The sequence below is a fragment of the Geodermatophilus sp. SYSU D00525 genome, assembly GCF_054050475.1.
Genome location: NZ_JBJGZK010000021.1, coordinates 46,626 through 59,204, shown reverse-complemented (window position 1 = coordinate 59,204; position 12,579 = coordinate 46,626). Strand labels below are relative to the sequence as shown.

At 77.7% G+C, this 12,579-nt stretch carries 14 protein-coding genes; 9 read left to right on the top strand and 5 right to left on the bottom strand.

What is annotated here, in order from left to right; translation table 11 throughout:
- The first annotated feature begins 34 nt into the window (after positions 1–34).
- A complete protein-coding gene (locus tag ACI796_RS16885) occupies positions 35–568 on the top strand; it encodes a TOPRIM nucleotidyl transferase/hydrolase domain-containing protein (RefSeq protein WP_456942381.1) in 534 nt (177 codons plus the stop codon).
- Between the two features lie 76 nt (positions 569–644).
- Here ACI796_RS16885 and ACI796_RS16880 read toward each other — a convergent pair whose 3' ends face one another.
- Positions 645–2,003 carry an aminotransferase class V-fold PLP-dependent enzyme gene (locus tag ACI796_RS16880; RefSeq protein WP_456942380.1) on the bottom strand — a complete coding sequence of 453 codons (1,359 nt, stop codon included), beginning with the start codon at positions 2,001–2,003 and terminating at the stop codon, positions 645–647.
- 127 nt (positions 2,004–2,130) lie between these two features.
- Here ACI796_RS16880 and ACI796_RS16875 point away from each other — a divergent pair, with 127 nt between their 5' ends.
- From ACI796_RS16875 to ACI796_RS16860, 4 genes are all read left to right on the top strand, one after another.
- Entirely contained in the window at positions 2,131–4,320 is a 2,190-nt protein-coding gene (locus ACI796_RS16875) for a putative bifunctional diguanylate cyclase/phosphodiesterase (protein ID WP_456942379.1), read from the top strand.
- A gap of 72 nt (positions 4,321–4,392) precedes the next feature.
- Entirely contained in the window at positions 4,393–5,205 is an 813-nt protein-coding gene (locus ACI796_RS16870; RefSeq protein ID WP_456942378.1) for a putative protein N(5)-glutamine methyltransferase, read from the top strand.
- A 51-nt stretch (positions 5,206–5,256) separates the two neighbouring features.
- Positions 5,257–5,739: a universal stress protein gene (locus ACI796_RS16865; RefSeq protein WP_456942377.1), complete on the top strand. Its 483-nt coding sequence runs from the start codon at positions 5,257–5,259 to the stop codon at positions 5,737–5,739.
- Between the two features lie 53 nt (positions 5,740–5,792).
- Positions 5,793–7,445 carry a GAF domain-containing protein gene (locus tag ACI796_RS16860; protein ID WP_456942376.1) on the top strand — a complete coding sequence of 551 codons (1,653 nt, stop codon included), beginning with the start codon at positions 5,793–5,795 and terminating at the stop codon, positions 7,443–7,445.
- A gap of 16 nt (positions 7,446–7,461) precedes the next feature.
- Here ACI796_RS16860 and ACI796_RS16855 read toward each other — a convergent pair whose 3' ends face one another.
- The 4 genes from ACI796_RS16855 to ACI796_RS16840 all read right to left on the bottom strand — a co-directional run bounded on the left by ACI796_RS16855 (position 7,462) and on the right by ACI796_RS16840 (position 10,375).
- A complete protein-coding gene (locus ACI796_RS16855) occupies positions 7,462–8,100 on the bottom strand; it encodes a response regulator transcription factor (RefSeq protein WP_456942375.1) in 639 nt (212 codons plus the stop codon).
- 69 nt (positions 8,101–8,169) lie between these two features.
- Positions 8,170–9,198: a type III polyketide synthase gene (locus ACI796_RS16850; protein ID WP_456942374.1), complete on the bottom strand. Its 1,029-nt coding sequence runs from the start codon at positions 9,196–9,198 to the stop codon at positions 8,170–8,172.
- 40 nt (positions 9,199–9,238) lie between these two features.
- Entirely contained in the window at positions 9,239–10,021 is a 783-nt protein-coding gene (locus ACI796_RS16845; RefSeq protein WP_456942373.1) for a methyltransferase domain-containing protein, read from the bottom strand.
- A 9-nt stretch (positions 10,022–10,030) separates the two neighbouring features.
- Positions 10,031–10,375 carry a DUF3140 domain-containing protein gene (locus tag ACI796_RS16840; RefSeq protein ID WP_456942372.1) on the bottom strand — a complete coding sequence of 115 codons (345 nt, stop codon included), beginning with the start codon at positions 10,373–10,375 and terminating at the stop codon, positions 10,031–10,033.
- Positions 10,376–10,485: 110 nt separating this feature from the next.
- Between ACI796_RS16840 and ACI796_RS16835 the strand changes: the two genes are divergently transcribed.
- The 4 genes from ACI796_RS16835 (at position 10,486) to ACI796_RS16820 (ending at position 12,546) form a co-directional block, all read left to right on the top strand.
- Complete coding sequence (locus ACI796_RS16835; protein ID WP_456942371.1) at positions 10,486–11,076, top strand: DUF6328 family protein; 591 nt, start codon at positions 10,486–10,488, stop codon at positions 11,074–11,076.
- A gap of 33 nt (positions 11,077–11,109) precedes the next feature.
- Positions 11,110–12,036, top strand: coding sequence for a PfkB family carbohydrate kinase (locus ACI796_RS16830; protein ID WP_456942370.1), 927 nt, complete (start codon positions 11,110–11,112; stop codon positions 12,034–12,036).
- A 70-nt stretch (positions 12,037–12,106) separates the two neighbouring features.
- Entirely contained in the window at positions 12,107–12,259 is a 153-nt protein-coding gene (locus ACI796_RS16825; RefSeq protein ID WP_456942369.1) for a hypothetical protein, read from the top strand.
- 146 nt (positions 12,260–12,405) lie between these two features.
- Complete coding sequence (locus ACI796_RS16820; protein ID WP_456942368.1) at positions 12,406–12,546, top strand: hypothetical protein; 141 nt, start codon at positions 12,406–12,408, stop codon at positions 12,544–12,546.
- The last annotated feature ends 33 nt before the right edge of the window (positions 12,547–12,579 follow it).

Genomic DNA, 12,579 nt, shown 5'->3' with positions numbered 1-12,579 from the left:
GGCCTGCCCGTCCCCCGCGTGGGACCGTCCGCCCGTGCCGCTCCCGCCCGTCCTCCGCGCCGTGGTGCTCGTCGAGGGGGTCAGTGACCGCGAGGCCGTGCTGGCCGCCGCGCGGGGACTGGGCCGGGACCTGGCCGCCGAGGGCGTGGACGTCGTCGCGATGGGCGGCGCGCACGCCGTCCGTCGCCACCTCGCCGCGACCGGTCCCGGCGTCCGCGTGGCCGGCCTCTACGACCTCGCCGAGCGGGACGTCGTCCGCCGGGCGCTCGGCGTGCCCGACCCGGCGACGGCGGGGTTCTTCGCCTGCGTGGCCGACCTCGAGGACGAGCTGATCCGGGCGGTGGGGACGGCCGGGGTCGAGGCGGCCGTCGCCGAGCACCGCGAGGCCTCCGCCCTGGCCACCTTCCGGCGGCAGCCGGCGCAGCGCGGGCGCCCGGCCGAGGCGCAGCTGCGCCGCTTCCTGGGCACGACCAGCGGGCGCAAGGCCCGCTACGCGCGCGCCCTCGTCGAGCGGCTGGAGCCCGCGGCGGTCCCGTCACCGCTGCGCTCGCTGCTGGACCGCGTCTGAGCTCCCCGGCGCCGCCACGGGCGACAGCGGACGACCAGCGTCCGCCGCGCGGGCAGCCGCAGCACCAGGCACACGGTCAGGCCCCCAGCAGGACCGGCGTCCGCGCGTCGCCGGGCAGGTACTCGCCCCGCTCGTCGACGCGGTAGCGGGCGCTCTCCTCCGGCGTCGCCGCCACGGCGCGCAGCGCGGCCCCGAGCGCCGCGACGTCGTCCAGGGTCGTCCCGCGGTTGGCGCTGGCGCGCACGGCGCCGGGCAGCTGGACCTCGCCGGCCCGGGCCGCGTCGTGGAAGGCGCGGACCTGCTCCTCGCTCAGCTCCAGCAGGCGGGCCATGTACGGGTGGGCGCAGAAGCAGCCGCTGCGCACGCCGATCCCGAACTCCGCGGACAGCCGGGCGGCCACCAGACCGTGCGGGAGGTCGTCGAGGAGGAAGGCCGCCACCGGCAGCCGGTCCCCCGTCGCCGGGCCCAGGCGGCGCAGCCCCGGGACCGTCGCGAGCTCGGCGTCCAGGGCCGCGGTGAGGGCGCGCTCGTGGGCGAGCAGGCCGGGCCAGTCCTCGGCCAGCTCCTCGGCCGCGGCGGCCAGGGCGACCGCGCCGACGACGTTCGGCGAGCCGGCCTCGTCCCGGTCGGGGGCGCCGGCCCAGACGACGTCGTCGAAGGAGACCGCCCGGACCGCGCCGCCGCCGACCAGCAGCGGCTCGCCGCGGCCGAGCAGGCCCCGCGGGGCGACGAGCGCGCCGGCGCCGAAGGGCGCGTACGCCTTGTGCCCCGACAGGGCGAGGGCGTCGACGCCGAGGGCGGTCACGTCGATCGGCCGGTGCGGCGCCAGCTGGGCGGCGTCCACCACCACGAACACGCCGCGATCCCGCGCGGCGGCGGTGATCGCGGCCAGGTCGGGCAGCCACCCGGTGACGTTGGAGGCGCCGGTGAGGGCCAGGACGCGCGGGGTCGGGCGCTGGTCCAGCGCGGCGACGACGTCCTCGGCCGTGAAGGCCCCCCCGGCGCCGACCTCGACCACCCGCAGCCGCGCGGCGCGCCGCCACGGCAGGAGGTTGGCGTGGTGCTCGACCGCGGTGGTGAGCACGACGTCGTCCGGCTCGAGCGCGAGCCGGAACGCCAGCGCGTTCAGCGCCTCGGTGGTGTTGCGGACGAAGACGGCCTCGTGCGTGGCGGGGTCCGCCCCGACGAAGGAGAGCACGGTCTCGCGGGCGGCCTCGTAGCGGGCGCTGGTGTACCGGGACTTCGCGCCGGCGCCGCGGTGCACGCTCGAGTAGCGGGGCAGGAACTCCTGCACCGCCCGGGCCACCCGGACCGACGACGAGCTGGTGGCCGCGGCGTCGAGGTCGACGTAGCGGGTGAGCCCCCCGCCGGCCGTCGGGACGCGGACGTCCTCGCCGACGAGCCGGCCCGGGGAGGTGGCGGGAACCAGTCGCATGGGATCCCCATCGGCAGCGCCCGGCCGAAATCGAGCCCGGCGCCGCGCCTCCTGCCTGCGCACACCCCTGGGGGTGATCTGCGGCCACCGGCCTCAAGCGCCCGGGCACGGTGACGACGTCCTGGGCATGCATGCCTTCCAGCTCCGGGTCGACGGCGACCGGCGACGGCCGCGGGGCTTCCGTCTCACCTCACGGGTGTTCTGGGACCTCGCGGTGTGGATGGTCGGCCTCGGCATCGCGGTCGGGCTGGTGTTCCCGCCCTTCGCCACGGGCCTCGGGGTACCGGCCCAGTACGCCGACCGCCCGGTGTTCCGGGCGGCCTGCCTCGGTGCCGGCTTCCTGGTCGGCGGGCTGAGCTACGCGCTGTGCCGGTGCCTGGTCGGTGGGCGGCTGGCCGTCCTCAGCACCCACCTGCACTCGGTGGCGCAGACCATCTCGCACGCCAGCCGGACCGGGGACTGGTCGCACTCGACGTCGCAGCGGATCACCGTGGACTCCGACGACCAGCTCGGCGAGACCGCCCGCGCCTTCAACAGCCTCCTCGACGCCCTCGAGGCGGGGGAGCACTTCCGGTCGCTGGTCCGCAACGCCTCGGACGTCATCACCGTCGTCGATCCCGCGGGCACCGTCACGTACCAGACGCCGTCGGTGGGCTGGGTCCTCGGCTACCCGCCGGGGACGCTGATCGGCACCGACGTCCACGACCTGGTCCACCCCGAGGACGTGCAGGTCTTCCGCGAGCACCTCGCCCGCGTGGTCGCCGGGGAACCGCCGGCGACCTGGCCGGCCGCCCGCATGCGGCACCGCAACGGCTCCTGGCGCTGGACCGACACCGCCGCCCGCAACCTGCTCGACGACCCCGCCGTCAGTGGCATCGTGCTCACCACGCGCGACACCAGCGACCGCAAGGAGCTCGAGGACCAGCTGCGAGTGCAGGCCTTCCACGACCCCCTGACCGGCCTGCCCAACCGGGCGCTGTTCATGGAGCGCCTGCGCGCCGCGGAGGCGCGCGAGCGGGTCACCGGCACTCCCGCGGCGGTGCTGTTCCTGGACCTGGACAACCTCAAGACCGTCAACGACAACCTCGGCCACGACGGCGGTGACGCCCTGCTGCGGGTGGTGGCCCAGCGGGTCGGCGGCTGCCTGCGCCCCGAGGACACGCTCGCCCGCCTGGCCGGCGACGAGTTCGCCGTGTTGATGAGCGGCGCGCGCAGCGGCGAGCTCGCGCCCCTGGTCGCCGAGCGGGTGCTGGCCGCCCTCGCCCAGCCGGTCCACGTCGCCGACCGCGCCGTCCGCGCGAGCGTGAGCATGGGCATCGCCACCTCGGCCACCTGCGCCGCCAGCGGCCTGGGGCTGCTGCGCGCGGCGGACATCGCCATGTACGTGGCCAAGTCCAGCGGGAAGGGGCGCTACGAGACCTTCCAGCCCAGCCACCACGCCGCCCACCTCGAGCGCGAGCGCCTGCTCGCCGACCTCTACCAGGCGCTGGACCGGCAGGAGCTCGTCCTCCACTACCAGCCGATCGTCGACCTGGCCTCGGCCACCACCAGCGGCTACGAGGCCCTGGTGCGCTGGCAGCACCCCACGCACGGGCTGGTGCCGCCGGCGCGGTTCATCGCGCTGGCCGAGGACAGCGGCCTGATCGTCCCGATCGGCCGCTGGGTGCTCCGGGAGGCCACCCGCCAGGCCGCCGCGTGGCAGCAACCGGACGGCAGCGGCCCGCGGATGAGCGTCAACGTGTCGGTGCGCCAGTTCCAGCACCCCAGCCTGGTCGGCGACGTCGCCGAGGCGCTGGACCGCTCCGGCCTGGACCCCCGGCGGCTGACCCTCGAGATCACCGAGTCGCTGCTCGTGCAGGACGCCGCCGCCACCACCGGCAAGCTGGAGGAGGTCAAGGACCTCGGCGTCCGGCTGGCCCTCGACGACTTCGGCACCGGCTACTCGTCGCTGGGCTACCTGCGCCGGTTCCCCATCGACGTCCTCAAGATCGACAAGTCCTTCGTCGACGGCGTGGCCACGAGCCCGGAGGACCACGCGGTCATCGGCGCGATCGTGCAACTGGGCCAGACGCTCGGCCTGGACCTCGTGGCCGAGGGCATCGAGACCGCCGACGAGCTGGCCGCGCTCCGCGGTCTCGGCGTCGGGTACGGGCAGGGCTACCACCTCGGCCGTCCCCTGCCCGCTGCGGCGCACGAGGAGGAGGCGGCGGCTCCCGGGGTCGAGCGCCGCCGGCCGGACTCCCCGGGCGCCGCCCTGCGGGCCGCCCCGGCGCCCCGCGCCGCCGGGGAGGACGTCCCGGCCGCGTCCCCGCGCTGACCGCCCCGGCACGGCCGGACACCGGCGGCCGTGCCAGGGTCTGCCCGTGGACCCGTCCGCGGAGGCCGGGGGGTGAGCGCGGAGCCCTCCCCCGCGGCTGTCGACGACCTCGTCGCGCGGCTGCGCGCCGCCGGGTGCGTCTTCGCCGAGGACGAGGCCCGCCTGCTCACCGCCGCCGCGGCCACGCCGGAGGAGCTCGACGCCCTCGCCGGGCGGCGCGTCGCCGGGGAGCCGCTGGAGCACGTGCTCGGCGAGGTCGAGTTCTGCGGCCTGCGGGTCTCCGTCGGCCCCGGCGTCTTCGTCCCGCGCCGGCGCACCGCGGCCCTGGTCGGCCGGGCGGTGGCGGTGGCGCGGGCGGCGTGGGCACGGGAGGGGCGGGCGCCGGTCGCGGTGGACCTGTGCTGCGGCTGCGGCGCGGCGGGCCTCGCGCTGGCCACCGCCGTCGAGGTGGCCGAGCTGCACGCCGCCGACGTCGACCCCGCCGCGCTGCACCACGCCCGGCGCAACCTCGCACCGGTGGGCGGGCACGTGCACGGCGGCGACCTCTTCGACGCGCTGCCGGGGCGGCTGCGCGGGCGGGTCGACGTCCTGGTGGTCAACGCGCCCTACGTGCCCACCGCGGCGCTGCCCCTGCTGCCGCCCGAGGCCCGCCTGCACGAGCCGCGGGCGGCGCTCGACGGGGGCGCGGACGGCCTCGACGTGCACCGCCGCGTGGCCGCGGGCGCCCCGGCCTGGCTCGCCGCCGGCGGGGTCCTGCTGGCCGAGGCCGGGGAGGACCAGGCGCCCGTGCTGGCCGCGGTGCTCGCCGCCGCTGGTCTGCGGGCGGACGTCCACGGCCCCGGGGAGGACGGCACGGCGGTCGTCACGGGGACCCGAGGGGGCTGACCGGGTCCTTGGTCCCTGTCCGAACGCGCCGCGTGTCGCGAGGATCACTGCATGGCAGATCCGACCGCCTCCGTTCCGTCCGAGGACCGGTCCGTTCCGCCCGTCGAGCCCGTCCGGCTCGTCCCGCAGCTCTCCCGCCGTCCGGCGCCCTCGATCGTCGTCCACGTCGACGGCTCGTCCTCCGGCTACGGCGCCCTGGTGTGGGCGCTGCGCGAGGCGGCCCGCCGCGAGGGGACCGTGCTCGCCGTCGACGTCGTCGACGGCGGGGAGGGGGCGCTGAACGGACAGCGCCCGGCCGGGGAGCACGTCCGTGCTCTCGCACTCGAGCGGGTCGAGGCCCAGGTCGTGCGGGCCATCGCCGAGACCGGCGTGACCGGCCGCGTCCGCATCACCACCCTGGAGCGACCCCTGCTGGAGGCCCTGGTCGGGGCCGGCCGCGGCGGTGACCTGGTGCTGGTGAACGGTGCGGGACGCGCCCTCCTGCGGCAGGTCACGCCCCGCACCCCGACACGCCGCATCGCGCACGGCGCGTGAGCCCCCCGGCGCGCGACCAGCCCGGTGCGCACCAGGAACCCTCCGGACGGGCCGTGACCCCGCCCGGCCCGGAGGGCGTGCCCCCGGCGTTCGCCGCCGGCGTGCGGGCGGCCGCCGCCGGTGAGCACCTCGAGGCGACGCTGCACTCGATCGTCGAGGCGGCGGTCGCGCACGCCGACGCCACCTACGGCGCACTCGGCGTCCTCACCCGCGACGGACGGCGCCTGGACCGGTTCGTCATCGTCGGCATGGACGAGGAGACCCGCGGCGGCATCGGCCGCCTCCCGGCCGGCGCGGGCATCCTCGGCCTGCTGGTCGACCACCCGGAGGCGCTGAGACTCGACGACCTCGGCGCCCACCCGGCGTCGGTCGGCTTCCCCGCCGGCCACCCGCCGATGCAGTCCTTCCTCGGCGTGCCGGTGTGCGTCCGCGACTCCGTCTTCGGCCACCTCTACCTGACCGAGAAGCGCGCCGGCGGCCCGTTCACCGAGGCCGACGAGGAGGCGGTGCAGGCGCTGGCCGCGGCCGCCGGCCTGGCCATCGAGAACGCGCGGCTGGCCGAGGCCGCCGAGCGCCGCCGGGCGTGGGTGCAGGCCGGCACCGAGGTGGCGACCGAGCTGCTCTCGGGGGAGGACCCGGCCGAGGTGCTGCTCACGGTGGCCGAACGGGCCGTCGCGCTGAGCGACGCCGAGGCCGGGGCGCTGCTCATCGCGCAGGAGGGCGACCCCGAGGCGCTGACCATCGTGGCCTCGGCCGGCTACATGGCCGGCGAGCTCGACGGGGTGCGGGTCCCGCTGGAGGACACCCACGTCGGCCGGGTGCACCGCACCGGGCTGGGGGAGCTGGTGGAGGACGTCGCGGCGGACCCCGTGCTGGGCCGGCACGCCGAGGTCGCCGTCGAGCTCGTCCGCGGCGCCCGCTCCGCGGTCATCGCCCCGCTCGGCCCGGCCCTGGGGACCCTGGTCTGCCTGCGCCGCGCCGACCGCGAGCCGTTCGACGCCGAGGTCCTCGAGGCGCTGTCCGCGTTCGCCGGTCAGGCCGGGCTGGCCCTGGAGCTGGCGCGCAGCCAGCGGCGCGAGCGCCGGCTGCAGGTGCAGGCCGACCGCGACCGGATCGCCCGCGACCTGCACGACCACGTCGTCCAGCGGATCTACGCGACGGCGCTGACGCTGGACCGCATCGGCCGGACGCTGGAGGACGTCGACCCCTACGCCGCCCGCCGCATCGGGCGCAGCGTCGACGAGCTGGACGGGACGCTGGCGCAGATCCGCTCGGCGATCTTCGGCCTCCACGACGACGTCGTCCCCGAGGGCCTGGCCGCGGGGGTGGCCGACACCGTGCGGCAGGCCACCGAGGGTTCCCCGGTGCAGCCGGGGCTGCGGCTGCGCGGGGACCTCGACGGCCTGCCCGCGGGCCTGGCCGCCGACCTGCTGGCGGTGGTGCGGGAGCTCGTGACCAACGTGGTCCGGCACGCCGGCGCTGGCCGGGTCGAGGTCTCGGTCGAGGTCGGGGAGGACGGGCCGGGCGCGCCGGTGTCCGTCCGGGTCACCGACGACGGCTGCGGGCTGCCCGCGGTCACCCGCCGCAGCGGGCTGGCCAACCTGGCCGAGCGGGCCGAGCGCCGCGGCGGGCGGCTGACCGCGACCGGAGGTCCGGCGGGCACCGAGGTGAGCTGGACGGTGCCGGGGCCGGCGCGGCGGTCCTGAGCGCCCGGCCCGCCGGTCAGGAGCGGCGTCCGCGCAGCTCGGTGGCCAGGATCGCGGCCTGGGTGCGCCGCTCCAGCCCCAGCTTGGCCAGCAGGTGGCTGGTGTAGTTCTTGACCGTCTTCTCGGCCAGGCCCATCCGCTCGCCGATCTGCCGGTTGGTCAGCCCCTCCCCGATGAGCATGAGCACCGAGCGCTCCTGCTCGGTGAGCGCGGACAGCCGCCGGTCGCCGTCGGGCCCGGCGCCCGGCCGCCGCCCCGGCCAGCCGGCCAGCGTGCTGCCCCCCGCGACCGTGTGCACCGCGGAGACCAGGTCCGCGCCCCGCACCTGCTTGACCACGTAGCCGGCCGCTCCCGCCGCCGCGGCCGACGCGACCGCCGCCTCGTCGGCGTAGCTGGACAGCACCAGGCAGCGGACGCCGGGCAGCCGCTCCCCCAGCCGGCGGATGAGCTCGGCGCCGTCGCCGTCGGGCAGCCGCATGTCCACGAGGACGACGTCGGGCCGGACCGCCGGGCAGCGGGCCAGGGCCTCCGCGACGCTCCCGGCCTCGCCGACGACCGCCAGCCCGGGATCGTCCTCGAGCACCTCGGCCACCCCCCGGCGGACCACCTCGTGGTCGTCGACCAGGAACACGCGGACGGACGTACCGGTGACCACGACCGACCCCCCTCCACGACCGAGATCGGGATCACAGAGGGTAGTGCCGGGACGGCCCGTTCCGCGAGGTCAGATCGGCAGGAGTAGCGCTGCGTACAGGGTCAACCCCGGACCGAAGGCCGTCACGACCACGGGGCCGTCGACGTCGGCGAGCTCCTGGAGCACCAGCAGCACGGTGGCCGACGAGCAGTTGCCGTGCTCGGCCAGCACCCGGCGCGACGCGGCGACCTGCGCCTCGGCGAGGCCCAGCTCGTCGCGGACCACGTCGATGATCCGCGGGCCCCCGGGGTGCACCGCCCACCCGGCGACGTCCTCGACCCGCAGGCCCGCGCCGCCGAGCAGCTCGGTGACCACGTCGCCCACGTGCCGGGACAGGACGTCGGGGACCCGCGGGGACAGGCCCATGCGGAAGCCGAGGTCGGTGACGTCCCAGGTCATGTGGTCGGCCGTCGAGGGGTCGGTGCGCGCGACCACCCCGGCCAGCCGCCGCCCGCGGCCGGCGCCGGGCTCGACGACGACGGCGGCCGCGGCGTCGGAGAACAGCGCGTGGGCGACCACCTGGTCCAGGTCCCGCTGCGCCGGCTGCACGTGCAGGCTGGTCAGCTCGCAGCACAGCAGCACCGCCGGGCGCGAGCGTGCGGCGACGAAGTCGCCGACGGCGGCCAGCCCGGGCAGCGCGGCGTAGCAGCCCATGTGCCCGACCAGCAGCCGCTGCAGGCCCGCGGGCATGCCCAGGTCGCTGGCCAGCCGGATGTCCAGCCCGGGGGTGGCGTACCCGGTGCAGGTGGCGACGGCGAACAGGCCGACGTCGCCCGGCGCGAGGCCGGCGTCGTCGAGCGCCCCGGCGACCGCCTGCTTCCCCAGCGGGAGCGCCTCCTCCACGTAGCGGGCCATGCGGGCCCCGGTGCTCCACCGGCTGAGGTCCTCGTCGACCGGGTTGGCGACCGCGTGCCGGGTGCGCACGCCGGCGCTCGCCCAGATCCGGCGGGCGGCGCGGACGCCCTCGTAGTGGCGGGCGAAGAACCCCTCCCACGCCGCGTCCTGGTCGAGGGGCGCCGGGAGGGCGGCCCCGGCGCCGGTCAGCACGGCGGCGCTCACCCGCGGGGCTCCCGGGGGAACGCGCTGCTCAGCGAGGTGATCACGCCCCGACCGTACGGGCGGGGGCGGTCCGGCGCTCCTCGGGTGGCGCGCCGTCACCTGGCGGACGCGCCGCGTCGCGCCTGCGTCCGTGGCCGGCGAACAGCACCGCCGTCGTGGGCAGCTCCCGCATCCGGACGACGTCGCGCCGGCCGAGCCGCCAGGCGACCAGGTCGCGCACCGACGGGCGCAGCCCCACGAGCCGCAGGTCCAGGCCGAGGCCGTCGGCGGCGGCGAGCAGCCGGCGTCGGTCGACGAACAGGGCGGGGTCGTGGATCCCCGGCGGCGGCCCGCCGGGGACCCGCTCCATGAGCCGGACGGCGATCAGCTCCGCCAGCCGGGTGGCGGCGATCGCGTCGACGACCAGCGTGCCGCCCGGGCGCAGCAGCCGCGCGGCCTCGGCGAGCACCGCGACGTCGTCGGCGACGTGCTCGAGGATCTCCCCGGCCACGACGACGTCGGCGCAGCCGTCCCGCAGCGGCACCGCCAGCACCGAGCCGCGCACCGCGGCGACGCCGTGCTCCGCCGCGACGGACAGACCCGCGGCGTTCAGGTCCACGCCGACGTGCCGGTAGCCCAGGCGGGCCGCGTGCGGCGCCATGAGCCCGCCGCCGCACGCGAGGTCGACCAGCAGGGCGCCGGGATCCGGCGCCGGGGGGATGTAGCGGGCCCGGTGCGCGGCCAGCCAGTGCAGCATCGCGAAGCCGCCCGCGGCTTCCCACCACTGGTCGGCCAGGTCGTCGTACATGGCCGGGTCGTTGCGGCGGGGGTCGTCGATGCGCACGGGGCGGGGCTATCCCTTCTTCAGCGGGTCGTGGCCCCAGTTCATCAGCGAGTACCGCCACTTGGAGTCCTCGACGTCCTCCTTCTTCGGCTCCTGGGCCAGGTGCCGCTGGACGTAGCCGTGGACCTTCTCCATGTGGGCGTAGTCGTCGTCGGTGAGGTCGTCCCTCTTCTTGTGCAGCAGCTCGACGATGCGCCGACCGGACTCGTGCCCGGTGGACTCCCCGGAGCCGCCGCTCTTCTGCCCCACCGACCGCGACTCGTCGGTGTCGAGCCACCTCTCCAGCTCCGAGGCGCTCATGTTGACCGCCTCGTCGAAGTCCTTCCTGACGGCGTCCCGGTCGTCGTCGGCCACGGCCCCTCCTCGGTCGGTCCTCCCCCGGCGGTACCGCGGCGCCGACCTCGGGAAACGGCGACCGGGCGCGTCCCCGGGTAGGCGGGCCCCGTCCCGGGTACCCGGACGTCGTGGTGCCGGCCGGGAACGGCAACGGGAGGACGACGACGCGCGGGCGCGCCGGCGGCTTCGACGTCTCCGCCGCGACCCAGAACGCGGAGGCCCGCGGCGAGAGCCTCGACCAGGTGCTCGACCGCAACCTCGCCGAGCTGCTGCAGGAGCTGCGGGTCGCCATCACCGGCGTGCAGGTGCTGTTCGCCTTCCTGCTCGGCCTGGCCTTCACCCAGCGCTTCACCGAGCTCGACGGCTTCCAGGTCACCGTCTACACCGTCACGCTGCTCGCCACGGCCCTGGCGACGGTGGCCCTCATCGCGCCCGTCGCCTTCCACCGGCTGGTGTTCCGCCGGCGGCGCAAGGCGGTGCTCATCGCGGTGGGCGACCGGCTGCTCCTGGTGGGTCTCGCGCTGCTGGTGCTGGCGATCAGCTCCGGCGTGCTGCTCGTCCTCGACGTCGTCCTGGGCCGGGGTCCGGGGATCGTCGCGGGGGCGGGCGTCCTGCTCCTCGGGACGGCGACCTGGTACGGGCTGCCCCTGTGGGCGCGGCGCGCGGACACCGCCCACCCGACCGACGCGCAGTGGGACGGGGGGCGGCCCGCAGACTGAGCGCCGTCGTCGCCGCGCTCCCGGAGGTCGCCCGTGTCCGTCACCGTCGTCGGCAGCCTGAACGAGGACGTGCTGGTCGCGGTCGGGCGGCTGCCCGGCAGGGGCGAGACCGTCGTCGGGCGGGAGGCGGTGCTCGCCCCCGGCGGCAAGGGCGCCAACCAGGCCGCGGCCGCCGGGCGGCTGGCCGGGTCCGGGGTCGCGATGGTCGGCCGGGTCGGCGACGACCCGGCCGGCGAGCGGCAGCGGGCGGCGCTGGCAGCCGCCGGGGTGGACACCGCGCTGGTCCTCCCGACGCGGGGGCAGCCGACCGGGTCGGCGACCATCCCGGTCGAGGACGGCAGCGGGGAGAACCTCATCGTCGTCGTCCCGGGGGCCAACGGGGAGCTGACGCCGGACGACGTCGACGTCCCGGCCGTGCGGCGGGCCGCGGTGGTGCTGCTGCAGCTCGAGGTGCCCCTGGCCACCGTGCGGGCGGCCGCGGACGCGGCGTCGGGCCTCGTCGTGCTCACCCCCGCGCCGCCGCAGCCGCTGCCGCCGGAGCTGCTGCGGCGGGTGGCGGTGCTGGTGCCCAACGAGCACGAGCTGGTGCAGCTGGCCGGCGCGGACCCGGCGCCGCGGACGCCGGCGGAGCTGGCGGCCCTCGCCCGCACCCTCGGCGCCGCGGCCACCGTGGTGACCGTGGGCGCCCGGGGGGCGCTCGTGGTGCCGGAGGACGGCCCGGTGCTGCTGCAGGCGCCGCCGCCGGTCGAGCCCGTGGACACCACCGGCGCGGGCGACTGCCTCTGCGGCGCGCTGGGCGCTGCTCTGGCGCGGGGCGCGGACCTGGCCGGCGCGGTGCGCGAGGCGGTCGCGGCCGCGGCGCTGTCGACGACCGGGCCGGGCGCGCGGGGCGCCCTGCCCGACGCCGCCGCCGTCCGGGCGGTGCTGCCGCGGGTGCCCGCCGCCACCCGCGTGGACTGAGCCGGTGTCGGCGGGCGCGCAGGTGGGCAAGGCCTCCCCGACCGCACCGCCGCATCCCGAGGAGGACGCCGTGACCGAGCCCGAACGGCCGCCGCGCACGCCCGAGCGCGCGGAGGGCGACCCGCCCGGCGAGGAGGACGACGCCGGGCGCACCCCGCGACCCGAGGAGCCCGCCGAGGGGCAGCCCCTGGGCGACGGCCCCGCCGAGAGCCCCGGCGTCTGACCCGGACGGACCCGTCCCGCCCGGCGCGCGGCACGGCCCGACACCCGGACGTGCCGCGCGCCGGGTGACGTACGTCTCACCGCCCGGGAGGGTGTGGCGTCCGGCCGGGACTGTTCCCGTCGGCCGGGGACGGGCAGGGTGGCCGCGTGGACGAGGTGCAGCGCGAGGACCGGACGACCGACGACGCCACCGGCACCCCGCCGGCCCCGGCAACCGGAGCCGCCGAGGAGGCCGCCGAGCGCGTCGTCCGGCTGCTGGCCAACCCGCGCCGCACCCGCCGGGCCTGACGTCGCCGCCGCGTCGTCACAGCGGTCCCACGC

Bases quoted from the DNA above. Each gene is read 5' to 3' on its own strand.
- ACI796_RS16880 (WP_456942380.1), bottom strand. From the start codon at position 2,003: ATGCGACTGGTTCCCGCCACCTCCCCGGGCCGGCTCGTCGGCGAGGAC.
- ACI796_RS16865 (WP_456942377.1), top strand. From the start codon at position 5,257: ATGGCAGATCCGACCGCCTCCGTTCCGTCCGAGGACCGGTCCGTTCCG.
- ACI796_RS16875 (WP_456942379.1), top strand. From the start codon at position 2,131: ATGCATGCCTTCCAGCTCCGGGTCGACGGCGACCGGCGACGGCCGCGG.